This is a genomic window from Ralstonia sp. OTU4908 (assembly GCF_038440115.1).
GTDB lineage: Bacteria > Pseudomonadota > Gammaproteobacteria > Burkholderiales > Burkholderiaceae > Ralstonia > Ralstonia pickettii.
The window spans coordinates 1-16,343 of record NZ_JASATD010000009.1 but is presented as its reverse complement, the minus strand read 5'-3'; the positions used below and the strand labels follow the sequence as shown (position 1 = coordinate 16,343).

Below are 16,343 nucleotides of genomic sequence, written 5' to 3'. Positions count from 1 at the left end.
GTCGCCCGATGGACTACGTCCACGATCCACGCACGTTCCTCTACAGCCATTACGTCTCGCGCGGCATCCGTACTGCCACCGGCGTGATCGGCCTGACGCTGCTCGCACTGCTGGTGATGGACCTGCAGGGCGCGATGGTGGTGTCCATCGGCGCGCTCTGCACGAGCCTCATGGACTTGCCCAGCCCGCTGCGGCACAAGTTCAACGAGATGATGGCGTGCGTGCTGCTGACGACCGCCGTCACCTTTCTCGTGGCGGTGGCGACGCCGTACGCGATCCTGCCGGCGGTGATCGTAGTGGTGAGCTTCCTCGCGGGGCTCATGGTGGCGTACGGCAACAAGACGATGCCGCTGCAGTTCGCGGCGCTGTTCGTCATGACGCTTACGTTTACAGAGGAATTCGCCTTCCGCGAAGCCGTGGAGCACACGCTGCAGTTCTTCCTCGGCGCCATCGGCTACATGGCCTTTGCGATGGCGGTAGCGTGGGGCCAGCGCCGCCGCATCAAGGAGCAGGTGCTGGCCGAATGCCTGTACGAACTGGCCGTGTACGTGGAGTGCAAAGCCGGCTTCTACGACGCATCCAAGGATTTCGACGAGCAGTTCAATGCGCTCGTACGCCAGCAGATTTCGGTGGCGGACAAGCAGCAGGTGGCGCGCGATTTCGTTTTTCGCGACAACCGCACCACCAGCGACGGCCGCCTCGTGCAGATTCACATGCGGATGCTCGATATCTACGAGTATCTGCTGTCGTCCAACACCGACTACCCGCTGCTGCGCCAGTGGCTGGCCGACGCCGAGGTGATGCGCCTGCTGCGCGACGTGATCGAACGCTTGCGCATGGACATCGAAGGCGTCGCCTATGCCGTCGGCCGCGACCGGCCGTCACCCACGCCGGTGTCGTACGACCAGGAGGTGGCCGCCATTGAAGGCGCGCTGCACGAGCTGCAGCACAACCATCACGGCGTGCCGATCGAGGCGATTGCCGCGCTCGAAGAATCGGTGGCGACGGTGCGGGGCGCGATCCGCCTCATGGCACAGCTGCACGCGGCCACCGCTACGCCGGTCGAGCTGTCGCAGGTGCTGCTGCGCCCCGACATGACGCCGTTTCTCACACGCCAGAAGTACGAGCTGCGGCTGGTGCTCGAAGAGCTGACGTGGCGTTCACCGGTGCTGCGCTTTGCACTGCGTATTTCGATGGCCGTGGCGGCGGGGCTGTGGATTGCTGATCACCTCCCATATAGCTCGCACGGTTACTGGGTTTTGCTGACCATCGTCGTGATCCTCAAACCGACGTTCAGCATGACGCGCCAGCGCAACCTCGACCGGGTGCTGGGTACGCTGATCGGCTGCGTCATTGCCGCCGTGATCCTGCGGTATACGCATTCGACGTGGATCCTGATGGGCGTGCTGTACCTGTCCACTGCCGCCAGCGCCGCGTTCGTTACCGTGCGCTACCGTTACACGGCCATTGCGGCGTGCGTGCAGGTGCTCATCCAAATCAACTTGCTGCTGCCTGGCAGCAAGGGCGCGATTGGTGAACGCCTCGTCGACACGCTGATCGGCGCGGCCATCGCCACCGCGTTCAGCTACGTCTTGCCGAGTTGGGAATACCGCAATCTTCCCAAGCTGGTGGACGATGTGCTGCGCACCAACCGCCGCTTTATCGAGGCCGCGCGGGACCTGCTGCTCGGCACACTCAAGGACGACTTCGCTTACCGCGTGCAGCGCAAGCAGTTCATGGAATCGCTCACAGGGCTCATCGCGGCGTTCGCGCGCATGCTGGACGAGCCCAAGAGCCGGCACCGCGCCGTCGACAACCTGAACCGCTTCATCGTGCAGAACTACCTCGTGGCGGCGCACGTCGCGGCGGTGCGCATTCTCGTGCGGCAATGGGCGCAGGAACTGGACGAGGCGGATACGCGGGCGCTGGTCGAGCAAACGGCCGAGGCCGCGCTGGAAAGCCTGACCCGCGCCAAGGAGCGCTTTGACCAGGCCGTGCACGAAGGCGGCTGGGGCGTACGCCCACGCGACACACAGGAGCTGGGCGCGGCCGACTTCGCCGATCAGTCGGCACGCTCGCGCATGGTCGATGCGGCCGCCGAATCCGAATCGCTGTCGGCGATGCACCTGCTAGAGCGGCGCCTGCAAGCGCTGCGGGCTGATACGTCCAAGATTGCATTGCGCTGTGGTGCGCTCGGACGCGCGCTGCGTATTTCGAAAGATTAGACGCGGCCGGCGGCTGAAAGGCTTCGCAGGGGCGGCGATCTTCCTCCGCAGCGCTGAGCCTTGGACCCTCGACGACGGGGCTCAAGGAGCCGACGTCCAGCGTCAGACCGTCGACTCCCAGTATCCGAGCGTCAAAGGTCAGCCTCTGAGGGTCGAAGTCGAGTCTCGGAGGGTCGAAGCCGAGCCTCGGAGGGCCGAAGTCGAGCCTCGGAGAGTCGAAGCCGAGCCTCGGAGAGTCGAAGCCGAGTCTCGGAGAGTCGAAGTCGAGTCTCGGAGAGTCGAAGCCTGGCCTCAATGATTCAACGTTGAGTCCTGGAGCACCGAACTCGTCTCTCAGACGGTCAAGGCCGACGCTTTGGGGCTCGTCGATCGGGCCGCCTGGCCCGCGCCGTTCAAGCGGCCTGCGGTTTCAGCCAATCGATGGTCGGTTGGCGCTGCGCCGCCAGCCAATCATTGGCCGTCTTGAAATGCCCGCATCCCAGGAACCCGCGATGCGCCGACAGCGGCGAGGGGTGCGGCGCCTCCAGCACGAGATGCCCGTCCGACAGCAGCGCCCGCTTGGCTTGCGCGTGGCTGCCCCACAGCATGAACACGCGCTTGTGGCCGACACGCGCCAGTTGCTCCAGCAGGCAATCGGTAATGCGTTCCCAGCCGCGCTTGGCGTGGCTGGCGGCCTGGCCTTGTTCGACGGTGAGCACCGTGTTGAGCAGCAGGACACCTTGCTGTGCCCAGCCCTCCAGGTTGCCGGAGGCGCCAGGCAGCTTGCAGCCGAATTCCGCTTCGATTTCCTTGTAGATATTGCGCAGGCTGGGCGGCACGCGCACACCGGCCGGCACCGAGAACGCCAAGCCGTGCGCCTGCGGAATCTCGCGGCCATCGACGGTGCCCGTGCCGTGGTACGGATCCTGGCCGAGGATGACGACGCGCACATCGTCCACTGACGTCAGGTGCAGGGCACGGAAAACGTCCGTCGGAAAGATCGGCTTGCCGGCTGCGCGCTCGCCATCGACAAAGGCGCATAGCTCCGGCCAGTTGGTCTGCGCGATACACGGCGTGAGGATTGCCTTCCAATCAGCGGGCAGGGCGTCGAACTGCTGGGCCAGCGGGGTGAAACCTACGGCGGTGGTGTCTGCTGCCGGTTCGTCGAAGAGGGCGGCTTGCGCCGGATTGGCGCGTTGCGTCACGGCTGGCCCCCGGTGGTTTTCTCGTGCAGCCGGTAGCCGCGTTGCGCCTTGCTGATGTCGAGCGGCGTGAGACCGGCCACGGCGGCGCGCAGCTTTTTCGTCCAGGCGTGCAGACGCTCGGCAATCGTGTCTTCGCTGAGCGTGCTGCCGGCGGCGGGCTTCCACTCCAGTTCCAGCTCGTCGATCGGCTCGCGCGCCTGGGTGCCGGGGATGAGGATGGCGCCGGCGTCCAGTGCAATCTCGATCTCGCCGCCCTCGGATTTCGCGTGCCACAGGCGGCGCGTGAAGTCCGTGCGGAACAGCGGGACGAGCGCCGCCGCGTGGGGCCGAACATAGTCGGCTGCTTCACTGGCGTTGTTGGCGACGAAGGCATCGACGGACAGTGCGTCGTTCTGCAGCGGCACCTCCCATTCGTGGCGGGCGCTCAGACCGGACGTACTCACGGCTGCGGTCTTCAGCGTTTGCAGCCATTGGCTGCCCTGACGGCGCACGCGCAATGCGGCACGGCTGCGCGCCAGCGCCTGGTCGGGTGTGTCGTAGTAGACGTTCGCCAATTCCACCGAGCCGGCCGCCCGCGCATTGGCGTCCAGCCAGCTGACCAGTGCGTCGTGCGTGCCGGCCGAAACGGCCAGCTTCAGTTCAATCTCGCGGGCCATGGTGTGGCGCTCAGGCGAACAGGCGGGCCAGTTCGGCGCCCGGGTCGTCTGCACGCATGAAGGCTTCGCCGACGAGGAACGCGTTGACGGCGGCGGCGCGCATCTTGCGCACGTCGTCCGGCGTGAGGATGCCGGATTCCGTGACGACGATGCGATCGTCCGGCATGTGCTTGAGCAGGCCGAGAGTGTTGTCGAGCGACGTCTCGAACGTGCGGAGGTTGCGGTTGTTCACGCCCACCAGCGGCGTTTGCAGACGCAGCGCGCGGTCCAGTTCGTGGCCGTCGTGCACTTCTACCAGCACGTCCATGCCGAGTTCCAGCGCGCACGCTTCGAGTTCTTCCATCAGGCCCTGATCCAGCGCGGCCACGATCAGCAGGATGCAGTCCGCGCCCCATGAGCGCGCTTCGTACACCTGGTACAAGTCGACCATGAAATCCTTGCGCAGCACCGGCAGCGTGCAGGCGGCGCGGGCTTCGCGCAGGTAATCGGCGTGGCCTTGAAAGAACTGCTCGTCGGTCAGGACGGAGAGGCACGCGGCGCCGTACTCGGCATAGCTGCGGGCGATGTCGGCGGGCTTGAAGTTCGGGCGCAGCACGCCTTTGGACGGCGACGCCTTTTTCACTTCGGCGATGATCGCCGCGTTGCCGGCGGCGATCTTGTCGCGCATTGCCTTGGCAAAGCCGCGGGCGCCGAGCGTGCTGTCGGTGCGGTTGGCTTCGGCTTCGGCGCGCACGCTGGGCAGGTCGCGGTGCTTGCGCGCGGCGGCCACTTCTTCGGCCTTCACGGCCAGGATTTTCTGCAGGATGTCGGACATATCAGGCTTTGAACTGGTTGGTGACGCGCACGAGTTCGTCGAGCTTGGCGCGCGCGGCGCCCGAGGCGATGGCTTCGCGGGCCAGCTTCATGCCGTCGCCGATCGAGCCGGCGATGTTGGCCGCGTACAGGGCCGCACCGGCGTTGAGCGAGACGATCTCGCGCGGCGTGCCCGGCTTGTTTTCCAGCGCTTCGATCAGCATGGTTTTGGATTCGTCGGCGTCGGCCACCTTCAGGCTGCGGTTGGAGACCATCTGCAGCCCAAAGTCTTCCGGATGGATTTCGTATTCGGTCACCACGCCGTCCTTCAGTTCCCCGACCAGCGTGGCGGCGCCGAGTGACACCTCGTCCATGCCGTCCTTGCCGTAGACGACCACGGCGTGCTTCGCGCCCAGCCGCTGCATCACGCGCACCTGAATGCCGACCAGGTCCGGATGGAACACGCCCATCAGGATATTCGGCGCGCCGGCCGGGTTGGTCAGCGGCCCCAGGATGTTGAAGATCGTGCGCACGCCCAGCTCCTTGCGGATCGGGGCGACGTTCTTCATGGCCGGGTGGTGGTTGGGCGCGAACATGAAGCCGATGCCGACCGTTTCGATCGATTCGGCCACCTGCTCGGGCGTGAGCATGATGTTCACGCCCAGCGCTTCGAGCACATCGGCACTGCCCGACTTGGAGCTGACGCCGCGTCCACCATGTTTGGCGATGCGTGCGCCGGCGGCTGCTGCCACGAACATCGAGGCGGTGGAGATGTTGAAGGTGTTGGCGCCGTCGCCGCCCGTGCCGACGATGTCGACAAAGTGGTCGGACACCTCAGCGGGCACGTCGACCTTGGTGGCGAATTCGCGCATGACGGTGGCAGCGGCCGCGATCTCGCCGATGGTCTCTTTCTTGACGCGCAGCCCCATGGTGAGGGCGGCTGCCATCACGGGCGACATCTCGCCGCGCATGATGAGCCGCATCAAGTGCAGCATCTCGTCGTGGAAGATTTCGCGGTGCTCGATGCAGCGCGTCAGCGCTTCTTGCGGTGTAATGGTCATGGTCGTTTCGTATTCAGTTGGGCGCTGCCGGGGCCGCAGCCGGGGTGGCCGGCTGTGCGGCGTCGCGCAAGGCGCCGATGCGCTCGCGCGACAGATCGGCCTCGCACGCGGCTTCAGCCAGGTCGGCATCAGGCGTATTGCGGGCCAGGCGGCGGGACAGGTCGCATTCGGCCTGTCGATAGAGTTGGTGTGCGCGCACGGTGCGGTCGAATGCCATGGCGGCGCCGCGGTCCATGCTTTTGTTGGCAGCGATGCGGGCGCGTAACGCAGTGCGGCGTGTCGATTCGGCAGATGCCAGTTCCGCTTGCGCCGCCTTGCGTGCGGTCTGCACGCATTGGGCGACGTTGCCGACCTCGGGCTGGGCGGCGCGGCAGGCTTCGAGCGTGCCGGCCATCGCTGGCAGGCTTGCCATCAGCGCCAGCGCCAGCGGCATGGCAATCGCGCACGCGCCGCGCATTAGACGCGTTCCTTCAGGAAGTTCCCGAGCAGCGCGTGGCCGTGTTCCGACAGGATCGATTCCGGGTGGAACTGCACACCTTCCACCGGCAGCGTCTTGTGGCGCACGCCCATGATTTCGCCGTCTTCGGTCCAGGCGGTAATTTCCAGGCAGTCGGGCAGTGTCTCGCGCTCGATCGCGAGCGAGTGATAGCGCGTTACCTTGAAATGCCGCGGCAGATTGGCGAACACGCCCACGCCGGTGTTCTCGATCGTGCTGACCTTGCCATGCATCACCTTCTGCGCGCGGATCACCCGCCCGCCAAATGCATCGGCAATGGCCTGGTGCCCGAGGCACACGCCCAGGATGGGCATGCGTCCCGCAAAGTGCTTGAGCGCCGGAACGAGAATGCCGGCTTCCGTCGGCGTGCACGGGCCGGGCGACAGGCAGATGCGCTCCGGATTCAGCTTTTCGATCTCTTCGATCGTGATCTCGTCGTTGCGCACCGTGTGCACGTCCTGGCCGAGTTCGCCGAAGTACTGGACGATGTTGTAGGTAAAGGAGTCGTAGTTATCGAGCATCAGCAGCATGGTGGTCTCCTTGACCTCAGAAATCGGCGTCGAGGCCGTCTTGCACTTGCTCGGCCGCACGCAGCACGGCGCGCGCCTTGTGTTCGGTTTCTCTCCATTCGGCATCCGGGTCCGAGTCGGCCACCACGCCGGCGGCGGCTTGCACATAGAGATTGCCGTCCTTGATGATGCCGGTGCGGATGGCGATCGCCAGGTCCATCTCGCCCGAGAACGAAAGGTAGCCCACCGCGCCGCCGTAGATGCCACGCTTGACCGGCTCCAGCTCGTCGATGATCTCCATCGCGCGCACCTTGGGCGCACCCGAGAGCGTGCCCGCCGGGAAGGTCGCGCGCAGCACGTCCATGTTGGTCATGCCGGGTTTCAGGCGCCCCTCGACCGAGCTGACGATGTGCTGCACGTGCGAGTACTTCTCGATGACCATCTGGTCTGTCACCTTGACGGAGCCGATTTCGGCAATGCGGCCGATGTCGTTGCGCGCCAGATCGATCAGCATGACGTGCTCGGCGATTTCCTTCGGGTCGTTGAGCAGTTCGGTGGCCAGTTCGGCATCGCGTTCCGGGGTGCTGCCGCGCGGGCGCGTGCCGGCCAGCGGGCGGATCGTGACGATGCGGGCGGATTCGTCGGTGCCGTTGCCATTGTTTTCAGCAGCCGGCACACGACGCTCTTCCTGACGCACCAGGATTTCCGGCGATGCCCCGACGATCTGCATGTCGCCGAAGTTGTAGAAGTACATGTACGGCGACGGGTTCAGCGAGCGCAGCGCGCGGTACAGCGACAGCGGCGCGTCGCGGAACGGCTTGACCAGGCGCTGGCCGATCTGCACCTGCATCATGTCGCCGGCGGCGATGTATTCCTTGGCCTTGAGTACGGCGGTGATGTAGTCCGTCTTGTCAAACTCGCGGATGGTGTTGGTGCGCACCGACGGCGAAGTCACCGGCACATCCACCGGCTGGTGCAGCTTGGTGCGCAGGGCGCGCAGGCGCTGCTTGGCGTGCGAATACGCCTCGGGCTTGGACGGATCGGCGTAGACGATCAGGTAAAGCTTGCCTGACAGGTTATCGATGACGGCCAACTCTTCGCAGAGCATGAGCTGGATGTCGGGCAGTTGCAGATCATCGGGCGGGGCGGTTTCAGCCAGACGCGGCTCGATGAAGCGCACGGCGTCGTAGCCAAAATAACCGGCGAGGCCGCCGCAGAAGCGGGGCAGGCCCGGGCGCAGAGCGACTTTCTGGCGGCGCTCGAACGCCGCAATGAAGTCCAGCGGATTGCCTTCGTTCGTTTCCACGACTTTGCCGTCGGTCACCACTTCCGTGCGATTGCCCTTCACGCGCAGCAGCGTGTGCGCATGCAGGCCGATGAAGGAGTAACGCCCAAAGCGCTCGCCGCCCACCACCGATTCCAGCAGGAACGTATGCGTGCCGCGATCGTGCGATTGCGCCAGCTTCAGATACAGCGACAGCGGCGTCTCCAGGTCGGCCAATGCCTCGGCAATCAGCGGAATGCGGTTGTAGCCCTGGTCGGCCAGCGATTTGAATTCGAGTTCGGTCATGAGCGGTCGGGTCGATTTGCCGAGCGGGCAGGTGCGCGCCCGCCGGCATGCGTTCGCTCCACGGCAAACGCAAGAGCGTCAATGATGCCGTCGGAACGTTAGCAGAACATCAGGGATGGGAACGCGCGAACGTCGTAAAAGCGACTGTGCGATCCCGCAAGGGTCGCCCGCAGCCGATAGCGGGCCAGCGGAAGACCGGCGGGCGGTCAGCGTTTGGGGCGGGAGACGCGGGGGGTGGTTTGGGCGGCGCGCTCGTGACGCGCCGGAATGCCGAAACCGAGGAAGAACGATCAGCAGCCGTGCAAACGCTTACGCCCGGACGAGGGCGTGCCAGGGCCGCCAGGGCCAGGCCCCCCGGTCACCACCAGCGTCGACGCGTTTGCGATTCAGGAACATGGATCGTCAGTTGGAAGCGGCAGAGACGGCGTTGTGTGGCTCTGCATAGGGCCGGATCAACTCGGCTGCCGCAAAAAGTGTGTCGACTATAGCATCGGCTCCCGCGCCCTGTATAGGCTGGCCGTGGTTGTAGCCATACGGCACCGCCAGCACGCGCATGCCGGCGGCACGGGCCGCGCGGGCGTCGTTTTCGGAGTCGCCAATGGCCACGATTTCAGCCGGGGCCACGCCAAATGCCTCGGCCACCCGCAGCATGGGGTACGGATCGGGCTTGCGATATTGGAAGGCGTCGCCTGGGTAGACGAGGTCGAAATACGTGTTCAGGCCGAGTTGCGCCAGAAGCGGCTGCGTGAAATCGTGTGGCTTGTTCGTCACGCACGCGAGGGCGATGCCCATGTCGCGCAGTGCCGCCAGCCCTTCGCGCACGCCGTCATAGACGTTCACGTGCTGTCCGTTGATGGCGATGTAGGCGCGCTGGTATGCCTCCAGCCCCTCCGCAAAGCGGCTGTTGGCCTGGGCGGGCGGTAAGCGCGCATCAAGCACGCGCCGCACCAGATTTTCCGAGCCCTTGCCGACGTAGCCGACCACTTCCTCGGACGGCATGTCCGGGGTGGCGCCAAGCGCCCCCAGCATCGCATTGATGGCGGCGTGGAAGTCGCCCGCCGTGTCGACCATCGTCCCGTCGAGGTCGATGATGACGGCGCGAACGGGGCCGGCGGGTAGCACGCCCGTCGTCATGCCAGGGGGGCCAGCGCTTGGCGCAGCGCGCCCACGGTGCCCCGGTAGCCGCCATCCGCATCCGGCTTGCTGAACACGGCCGAACCCGCGACGAACGTGTCGGCGCCGGCCTTGGCAATCTCGGCGATGTTGTCGGCCTTCACGCCGCCGTCAATCTCAAGCAGGATCTTTCGGCCGGTCTTGTCCTGGTATGCGTCAAGCTTCTGGCGAACGGCGCGCAGCTTGTTCAGCGCCTCCGGGATGAACGACTGGCCGCCAAAGCCCGGGTTGACCGACATGATCAGCACCATGTCCAGGCGATCCATCACGTGGTCAAGATAGTGCAGCGGCGTGGCCGGGTTGAAGACGAGGCCGGCCTTGCAGCCGTTGTCGCGGATCAGCGCGAGCGAGCGGTCGATGTGCTCGGAAGCTTCCGGGTGGAACGTGATCAGGTCGGCGCCGGCCTTGGCAAAGTCCGGAATGATGCGATCAACCGGGCTGACCATCAGGTGCACGTCGATGGGCACCGGCTTGCCGTCCTTTTGCGCGTGTGGGCGGATCGCCTCGCAGACCAGCGGCCCGACAGTCAGGTTCGGCACATAGTGGTTGTCCATCACATCGAAGTGAATCCAGTCGGCGCCCGATTCGAGCACGCGGCGCACTTCTTCGCCCAAGCGGGCAAAGTCGGCGGACAGGATGGACGGGGCGATGCGGAAACCGGACGGATCGATGGCTGCGGACATGATGGGAGACGGATAAGGCGCGCGAACTTTCACGCGAATGCGCAAAGAAGGGCGCTATTTTAGCCGGATCGGCCGTCTGCCCGCGCCTTGCCGCTGCCACGGCCATGCCGCACAATGGGCGCCAATTCTGATTGTGGATCGACATGCCCAGCTACGAACTCACCGTCCAGGTCCGGACGCGCTATCTGCCGGAGCAATCCGAGCCCGAGCAGGGCAACTACGCCTTCGCCTACACCATCACCATCCGCAACACCGGCGACGTGCCGAGCCAGCTCATTTCCCGCCACTGGGTGATCACCGACGCCGAAGAGCAGGTGCAGGAAGTGAACGGCCTGGGCGTGGTCGGCCATCAGCCGCTGCTGCCACCGGGCGAGTCGTTCGAATACACGAGCTGGGCGACCATCAAGACGCCCGTGGGCACGATGCGCGGCGAATACTTCTGCGTGGCGGAAGACGGCCACCGTTTCGAGGCCCCCATCCCCGAATTTGCGCTGGTGATGCCGCGCATGCTGCACTGATCGGGAATCAGGGCGCGTCGGAATTGGCGGCTTGAGAATCTTTTGGCGCCGCTTCGGTCGATTGCGAAGGCTTGGCTGCGTCGCTGTGGCGCGACGGGTGGTCGGGAGGCGCACGCAGCGGGCGCGGATGCTTCTTGGCGCCCGACATGGTCCAGATCACGATGAAGATCAGCAGGAACAGCGCCACGCCGGCCTCCAGGCCGAACAGCATCATCGGATGGTTTTCAAAGAATTGGCTCATGGTCGACGGCGGGAAGCTCGGGTGCGAGGCATTGTAGCCAAGCTCGCGGCCGCACCGGACAGGATGAAACACGCATGACAGCAGCAACCTTGGACGCATTGACACCAGCCCGCAACGCTCTGCGCCGCCGATGGGCTGCCCGGTTTGGTTCCTTTGCCGCAGCCCTGGTCGCCGCAATGCTGGCAGCCTGCACGAGCGGGCCTCCGCCGCGCGTCGAAACGCCGCAAGCGCCCACCGGCACGCTCGGCGGGCATCTGGCCCCCGCCACCTGGGCCGATGTGTCCGGGTGGACCGCCGATGACCTCGCCTCTGCCTGGCCCGCGCTCCAATCCAACTGCCAGGCGATGAAGCGCCGCGCCGATTGGTCGCGCGTGTGCGCCGCTGGCCTGATGGTCGATGCCGGCGACCCGATCGCCATGCGAGTCTTCTTTGAAGACAACTTCACGCCGTATCGCGTGGTGAAAGAGGACGGCACCGACAGCGGCCTCATCACCGGTTACTACGAACCGCTGCTGCGCGGCTCGCGCACCCGCCACGGGGTCTATCAGACGCCGCTGTACCGCATGCCCGCTGCATGGCGCGGCAAGACGCTGCCGGCGCGCGCGCAATTGATCCGCAGTCCGGCGCTTCAGGGGCAAGAAATTGTCTGGGTGGACGATCCGGTCGAAGCGGCGTTCCTGCAGATTCAGGGTTCGGGCCAGGTCCAGTTGGAAGAGGGCGGCATCATGCGCCTGGGCGTGGGTGGTACGAACAACCAGCCGTTCCGCTCATTTGCGCGCTGGCTGCTCGACATGGGTGAGATCACACCCGTACAGGCGACCATGCAGGGCATCAAGGCCTGGGCGCGCGCCAATCCAAGTCGTGTGGAAGAGATGCTCAACATCAATCCGCGCTACGTATTCTTTGCCGAGACGCCCGGCAACACGGGCGGCCCGATCGGCAAGCTGGGCGTGCCGCTCACGGACGAACGCTCGATCGCCGTTGATCCGACCTACATTCCGCTGGGCTCGCCGGTATTCCTGTCGACGACCAAGCCGCTGTCGACCGATCCGATCCAGAAGCTCGTGTTTGCGCAGGACGTGGGTTCGGCCATTCGCGGTGCCGTGCGAGCCGACTATTACTTTGGCCATGGCGATGCCGCCGGTGACTTGGCCGGGCGCATGAAGCAGGCGGGGCGCCTGTGGGTGCTCGTTCCGAAGGGCGGCAGCGTCGGCGTCGCCACCCGCTAGGACGGACACGGACTAACCGCGTCGCAAGTCCACCACGCGGCGCGCCTTGCCGACTGACCGCTCGATTCCACCGCTGGCGAGCGTCTCGATCGCGGCGGTCACGCCAATCAACGACTTGATGTCGTGCGCCAGTTGGCTGCTCGCCGACTGGGCCGCTTCAGCCGGCACGCCCAGCGCCGCCTCGATCCGCACCGTCAGCGTGTCCAGCGGTCCTTCCTTGCCCAGCACGCATTGATAGTGCGGCGACAGCGCTGCGTGCTTCAGGATCAATTCCTCGATCTGCGATGGGAACACGTTCACACCGCGCACGATCATCATGTCGTCGCAGCGCCCGGTGATTTTTTCCATGCGCCGGAAGCCCGGGCGGGCGGTGCCCGGCAATAGACGCGTCAGATCGCGCGTGCGATAGCGCACCACGGGCATCGCTTCCTTGGTCAGCGACGTGAAGACCAGTTCGCCGAATTCGCCGTCGGGCAGCACCTCGCCGGTTTCCGGATCGATGATCTCTGGATAGAAATGGTCTTCCCAGATGGTCGGGCCGTCCTTGGTTTCGGCGCATTCGCTGGCGACGCCGGGCCCCATCACTTCTGACAGGCCGTAGATATCGACTGCCGAAAGCCCCATGCGCGCTTCGATGGCGCTGCGCATCTCGGGTGTCCATGGTTCGGCGCCGAAGATGCCGATCTGCAGGCTTGACGCCGCCGGGTCCATCCCCTGGCGCTCGAACTCGTCGGCAATCGCCAGCATGTAGCTGGGCGTCACCATGATGATCTGCGGCTGAAAATCGTTGATGAGCTGCACTTGCCGCTCGGTCTGTCCGCCGCCGAACGGGATGGCCGTCAGCCCCGCGCGCTCCACGCCGTAATGCGCGCCCAGGCCGCCGGTAAAGAGGCCGTAGCCATAGCTCACGTGAACCTTGTCGCCGCGCCGGGCACCCGCCGCCCGGATCGAGCGCGCCACCAACCCGGCCCAGGTATCGATGTCCGCCAGCGTGTAGCCGACCACCGTGGGTTTGCCTGTCGTGCCCGACGACGCGTGGATGCGTGCGATCCGGTCCTGCGGCACCGCAAACATGTCGAACGGATAGTTGTCGCGCAGATCGGTCTTGGTTGTGAACGGAAACTTCGCCAGATCGGCAAGCGATCGCAAGTCCGACGGATGCACGCCCGCCGCGTCGAACTTGGCCCGGTAGGCGGGCACGTTCTCGTACGCATGCGCGAGGCTGCGCTTCATGCGTTCAAGCTGCAGCGCCTGGATGGCGTCACGGCTGGCGGTCTCGATCGGATCGAGCGGCAGGTCGGTCGAGCGGGGGCGCATGCGGTCTCCTCGGGGCGCCGTCGTGCGAACCTGCTCACGGTCCTACTGCACGTCCCGAGGTTGGCCGAGCAGCGCAACCGTACATAGGTACGGTGAGCATCGCAGGGCCAACCTCGGGCCGCTCGCTACGGATCGTGAACAGGTTATGAGGCGTCCTCTAATGGTGAATGCGGTTTTGTGGGAGGCTTTATATCGAAGTCGAACTAGGGTTCTGCGCTGCCAGTGACCGGAATGGCCGGGCCGCGAATCTGCGCGGACTTCCCTCGAAACATGGCGACCACCTCGCCGGCCTGGTTTGTTACGCGTACGTCGTAGATACCATGGCGACCGGATAAAACCTGCTCGGTTGCCTCTGCGACGAGCACATCGCCGCCGTGTGCCGGGCGCAGGAATTCGACGCTGCAACCAGCCGCCACCGTGTTGTGGTTGTGGCTGTTGCAGGCAAACGCAAAAGCCGAGTCGGCGAGCGTGAAGATGAGCCCACCATGGCAGGTGCGATGCCCGTTGAGGAATTCAGGCCGCACCGCCATCGACAGCCGTGCATAGCCGGGCGCGACCGCCTCCACGCGCATGCCGAGCCAGCGGGTGCAGGCATCAGCGTCGAACATGCTTTTGCAGGCCGCTTCAGCCAGGGCCTGCGCATCGTGGAGGGTCGTTTCTGTCACGCTGATGTCCTTATTCGCCGGTGAAATGCGCCACGCGCTTGTTGAGGAACGCGTCGACCCCCTCTGCATAGTCGCGGGAATTGCCGAGTTCGCGCTGCAAGTCGCGCTCCAGATCAAGCTGGGCGTCCAGCGACTGTGTGGGCGCCGCGTGCATGGCGCGCTTGATGGCGGCCAGCGCCCGTGTCGGCTGCTTGGCCAGGTGGTCGGCCATGCAGTTCACCTCAGTCATCAGAATTTTTGCGTCGTGATAGACGCCCCAGATCAGGCCCCAGGCGAGCGCGGTCTTGGCGTCGAGCTTCTCCCCCAGCATTGCCAGCCCCATCGCCCGTGCCACCCCGATGCGCTGCGGCAGGAACCACGTCCCGCCCGAATCCGGCAGCAGGCCGATCTTCACGAAGGCTTGCAGGAAGCACGCGTTCTCGGCCGCCATCACGATGTCGCACGCCAGTGCCAGGTTGGCGCCCGCGCCGGCGGCTACGCCATTCACAGCGGCAATCACGGGCAGGGGCATGGCGCGCAGACGGCGCACCAGTGGGTTGAATTGCTCGTCGATGAGCTGGCCCAGGTCGGTCATCTGCCCGGGCGTGAAATTGAGTTCGGAGAGATCCTGCCCTGCGCAGAAGCCGCGGCCCGCACCGGTCAGGATCAAGGCGCGGGCGCGCTGGCGCTCCACCTTGTCCAGCGCGTCGCGCAGTTCCCTGTGCATGCCGGCCGTGAAGCTGTTGAGCTGATCGGGCCGGTTCAGCGTGATGGTGGCCACGTGTTCATGCCAGTCAAGCAGAATGGTCGGGCTGGTCATCTTGTCTCCTCCTCGGTCATCGGTTCATTGATTAACCGACCGGTTGGTCGGCTAATATTACATCCATTCCCACTGGAGCTTCCATGTCCTACGAAAACATTCTGGTCGAAACGCGCGGCCGCGTCGGTCTTATTACGCTCAATCGTCCGAAGGCGCTCAATGCCCTCAACGATGCGCTGATGGATGAACTTGGCGCCGCGCTGCTTGCCTTTGATGCCGACGCCAACATTGGCGCCATTGTCATTACCGGCAGTGAAAAGGCGTTCGCCGCCGGCGCGGATATCGGCGCCATGGCCGATTACGACTTCGCTACCGTCTACAAGAACGAATACATCACGCGCAACTGGGAAACCATTCGCCGCATCCGCAAGCCGGTGATCGCCGCGGTGGCCGGCTACGCGCTCGGTGGCGGCTGTGAACTGGCCATGATGTGCGACATCATCCTCGCCGCCGATACCGCCAGGTTCGGCCAGCCGGAAATCAAGCTCGGCACCATGCCCGGCGCAGGCGGCACGCAGCGCCTGCCGCGCGCAGTCTCCAAAGCCAAGGCCATGGACCTCTGCTTGACGGCCCGCATGATGGGCGCCGAGGAAGCCGAGCGCGCGGGCCTGGTCTCGCGCGTCATCCCCGCCGACAAGCTGCTCGACGAAGCGATCCAGGCGGCAGAAACCATTGCCGGCTTCTCGCTGCCCACGGTCATGATGATCAAAGAGTCGATCAACGCGGCCTACGAGACCTCGCTCAGCGAAGGCGTCCATCTGGAGCGCCGCCTGTTCCATTCCACGTTTGCCACCGAAGATCAGAAAGAGGGCATGCGCGCCTTCATCGAGAAGCGTGCGCCCGCGTTCAAGCACCAATAAGGGCGGCATAGCGGGTGACTTCGGGAATACCTGAGTAATGGTCTCGGGTATCCCGCGCGCGCTCGCCAGGTGTTCGGCGGCCGCAATCCCAGGTGCGGCCTGGGTTGGCGGCCATTCTTCATGAAGTCGTCATCAACCCGTCACGACAAAGGTGTTGCCAACCTCCAAGAACCCGCCTATAGTTCGCCCCTCGCTGCAAAACACAGCGCCGAAACGCAAGTGGCGGTGGTGGTGTTGGGTGGTGGAGAAGCAGGATTGGAGCGGGTTTGCGGTCGATTGGGTGGTTGGCGATTGGCTGGGGATTCGGTGGTGGTTGGCAGCGCGTTGGTGGATAAAAATTCTTCGACGAGTTGTTGACAGCGACA

At 65.1% G+C, this 16,343-nt stretch carries 17 protein-coding genes; 4 read left to right on the top strand and 13 right to left on the bottom strand.

Translation table 11 applies throughout. From position 1 onward, the window contains the following. The first annotated feature begins 8 nt into the window (after positions 1-8). On the top strand, positions 9-2,225 hold the full coding sequence (locus AAHM38_RS10110; RefSeq protein ID WP_012763045.1) for an FUSC family protein: 2,217 nt from the start codon (positions 9-11) through the stop codon (positions 2,223-2,225). 392 nt (positions 2,226-2,617) lie between these two features. Here the strand turns inward: AAHM38_RS10110 and AAHM38_RS10105 are convergent, their stop codons facing one another. From AAHM38_RS10105 to rpe, 9 genes are all read right to left on the bottom strand, one after another. Next, positions 2,618-3,409, bottom strand: coding sequence for a uracil-DNA glycosylase (locus tag AAHM38_RS10105; RefSeq protein WP_012763044.1), 792 nt, complete (start codon positions 3,407-3,409; stop codon positions 2,618-2,620). Next, a complete protein-coding gene (locus tag AAHM38_RS10100; protein ID WP_012763043.1) occupies positions 3,406-4,065 on the bottom strand; it encodes a CYTH domain-containing protein in 660 nt (219 codons plus the stop codon). Before AAHM38_RS10100 ends, AAHM38_RS10105 begins: the two co-directional genes overlap by 4 nt. A 10-nt stretch (positions 4,066-4,075) precedes the next feature. After that, positions 4,076-4,879 carry an indole-3-glycerol phosphate synthase TrpC gene (trpC, locus tag AAHM38_RS10095; protein ID WP_012763042.1) on the bottom strand — a complete coding sequence of 268 codons (804 nt, stop codon included), beginning with the start codon at positions 4,877-4,879 and terminating at the stop codon, positions 4,076-4,078. Between the two features lies 1 nt (position 4,880). Continuing rightward, a complete protein-coding gene (gene trpD / locus AAHM38_RS10090; RefSeq protein ID WP_009241999.1) occupies positions 4,881-5,918 on the bottom strand; it encodes an anthranilate phosphoribosyltransferase in 1,038 nt (345 codons plus the stop codon). A 13-nt stretch (positions 5,919-5,931) separates the two neighbouring features. Next, on the bottom strand, positions 5,932-6,375 hold the full coding sequence (locus tag AAHM38_RS10085; RefSeq protein WP_012763041.1) for a lysozyme inhibitor LprI family protein: 444 nt from the start codon (positions 6,373-6,375) through the stop codon (positions 5,932-5,934). Continuing rightward, entirely contained in the window at positions 6,375-6,944 is a 570-nt protein-coding gene (locus AAHM38_RS10080; protein ID WP_009242001.1) for an aminodeoxychorismate/anthranilate synthase component II, read from the bottom strand. Before AAHM38_RS10080 ends, AAHM38_RS10085 begins: the two co-directional genes overlap by 1 nt. A gap of 16 nt (positions 6,945-6,960) precedes the next feature. After that, complete coding sequence (gene trpE, locus AAHM38_RS10075; RefSeq protein ID WP_012763040.1) at positions 6,961-8,493, bottom strand: anthranilate synthase component I; 1,533 nt, start codon at positions 8,491-8,493, stop codon at positions 6,961-6,963. A 402-nt stretch (positions 8,494-8,895) separates the two neighbouring features. Next, positions 8,896-9,627, bottom strand: coding sequence for a phosphoglycolate phosphatase (locus AAHM38_RS10070; protein ID WP_012763039.1), 732 nt, complete (start codon positions 9,625-9,627; stop codon positions 8,896-8,898). After that, the gene (gene rpe / locus AAHM38_RS10065) at positions 9,624-10,349 is read right to left on the bottom strand and encodes a ribulose-phosphate 3-epimerase (RefSeq protein ID WP_012763038.1); all 726 of its coding nucleotides are present in this window, start codon (positions 10,347-10,349) and stop codon (positions 9,624-9,626) included. Before rpe ends, AAHM38_RS10070 begins: the two co-directional genes overlap by 4 nt. Positions 10,350-10,492: 143 nt before the next feature. Between rpe and apaG the strand changes: the two genes are divergently transcribed. After that, positions 10,493-10,867: a Co2+/Mg2+ efflux protein ApaG gene (gene apaG / locus AAHM38_RS10060; protein WP_009242005.1), complete on the top strand. Its 375-nt coding sequence runs from the start codon at positions 10,493-10,495 to the stop codon at positions 10,865-10,867. A gap of 7 nt (positions 10,868-10,874) precedes the next feature. Here apaG and AAHM38_RS10055 read toward each other — a convergent pair whose 3' ends face one another. Further along, a complete protein-coding gene (locus AAHM38_RS10055) occupies positions 10,875-11,108 on the bottom strand; it encodes a hypothetical protein (protein WP_012763037.1) in 234 nt (77 codons plus the stop codon). Positions 11,109-11,182: 74 nt separating this feature from the next. Here AAHM38_RS10055 and mltA point away from each other — a divergent pair, with 74 nt between their 5' ends. Then, positions 11,183-12,337 carry a murein transglycosylase A gene (mltA, locus tag AAHM38_RS10050; protein ID WP_012763036.1) on the top strand — a complete coding sequence of 385 codons (1,155 nt, stop codon included), beginning with the start codon at positions 11,183-11,185 and terminating at the stop codon, positions 12,335-12,337. Between the two features lie 12 nt (positions 12,338-12,349). Here the strand turns inward: mltA and paaK are convergent, their stop codons facing one another. From paaK to paaG, 3 genes are all read right to left on the bottom strand, one after another. Next, complete coding sequence (gene paaK, locus AAHM38_RS10045; protein ID WP_012763035.1) at positions 12,350-13,654, bottom strand: phenylacetate--CoA ligase PaaK; 1,305 nt, start codon at positions 13,652-13,654, stop codon at positions 12,350-12,352. 203 nt (positions 13,655-13,857) lie between these two features. After that, positions 13,858-14,325, bottom strand: a complete 468-nt coding sequence (gene paaI / locus AAHM38_RS10040) for a hydroxyphenylacetyl-CoA thioesterase PaaI (protein WP_041668543.1) — start codon at positions 14,323-14,325, stop codon at positions 13,858-13,860. Positions 14,326-14,329: 4 nt separating this feature from the next. After that, positions 14,330-15,118 (bottom strand): 2-(1,2-epoxy-1,2-dihydrophenyl)acetyl-CoA isomerase PaaG, encoded by a 789-nt coding sequence (paaG, locus tag AAHM38_RS10035; protein WP_012763033.1) that lies wholly within the window; start codon positions 15,116-15,118, stop codon positions 14,330-14,332. Positions 15,119-15,201: 83 nt separating this feature from the next. Here paaG and AAHM38_RS10030 point away from each other — a divergent pair, with 83 nt between their 5' ends. Next, complete coding sequence (locus AAHM38_RS10030) at positions 15,202-15,978, top strand: enoyl-CoA hydratase (RefSeq protein ID WP_012763032.1); 777 nt, start codon at positions 15,202-15,204, stop codon at positions 15,976-15,978. Positions 15,979-16,343: the final 365 nt, after the last annotated feature.

Coding starts and splice junctions, on each gene's coding strand:
- AAHM38_RS10030 (WP_012763032.1), top strand. CDS start 15,202: ATGTCCTACGAAAACATTCTGGTCGAAACGCGCGGCCGCGTCGGTCTT.
- AAHM38_RS10100 (WP_012763043.1), bottom strand. CDS start 4,065: ATGGCCCGCGAGATTGAACTGAAGCTGGCCGTTTCGGCCGGCACGCAC.
- apaG (WP_009242005.1), top strand. CDS start 10,493: ATGCCCAGCTACGAACTCACCGTCCAGGTCCGGACGCGCTATCTGCCG.
- mltA (WP_012763036.1), top strand. CDS start 11,183: ATGACAGCAGCAACCTTGGACGCATTGACACCAGCCCGCAACGCTCTG.
- rpe (WP_012763038.1), bottom strand. CDS start 10,349: ATGTCCGCAGCCATCGATCCGTCCGGTTTCCGCATCGCCCCGTCCATC.
- AAHM38_RS10070 (WP_012763039.1), bottom strand. CDS start 9,627: ATGACGACGGGCGTGCTACCCGCCGGCCCCGTTCGCGCCGTCATCATC.
- paaK (WP_012763035.1), bottom strand. CDS start 13,654: ATGCGCCCCCGCTCGACCGACCTGCCGCTCGATCCGATCGAGACCGCC.
- trpE (WP_012763040.1), bottom strand. CDS start 8,493: ATGACCGAACTCGAATTCAAATCGCTGGCCGACCAGGGCTACAACCGC.
- AAHM38_RS10110 (WP_012763045.1), top strand. CDS start 9: ATGGACTACGTCCACGATCCACGCACGTTCCTCTACAGCCATTACGTC.
- AAHM38_RS10055 (WP_012763037.1), bottom strand. CDS start 11,108: ATGAGCCAATTCTTTGAAAACCATCCGATGATGCTGTTCGGCCTGGAG.
- AAHM38_RS10085 (WP_012763041.1), bottom strand. CDS start 6,375: ATGCGCGGCGCGTGCGCGATTGCCATGCCGCTGGCGCTGGCGCTGATG.
- trpD (WP_009241999.1), bottom strand. CDS start 5,918: ATGACCATTACACCGCAAGAAGCGCTGACGCGCTGCATCGAGCACCGC.
- AAHM38_RS10080 (WP_009242001.1), bottom strand. CDS start 6,944: ATGCTGCTGATGCTCGATAACTACGACTCCTTTACCTACAACATCGTC.
- trpC (WP_012763042.1), bottom strand. CDS start 4,879: ATGTCCGACATCCTGCAGAAAATCCTGGCCGTGAAGGCCGAAGAAGTG.
- paaG (WP_012763033.1), bottom strand. CDS start 15,118: ATGACCAGCCCGACCATTCTGCTTGACTGGCATGAACACGTGGCCACC.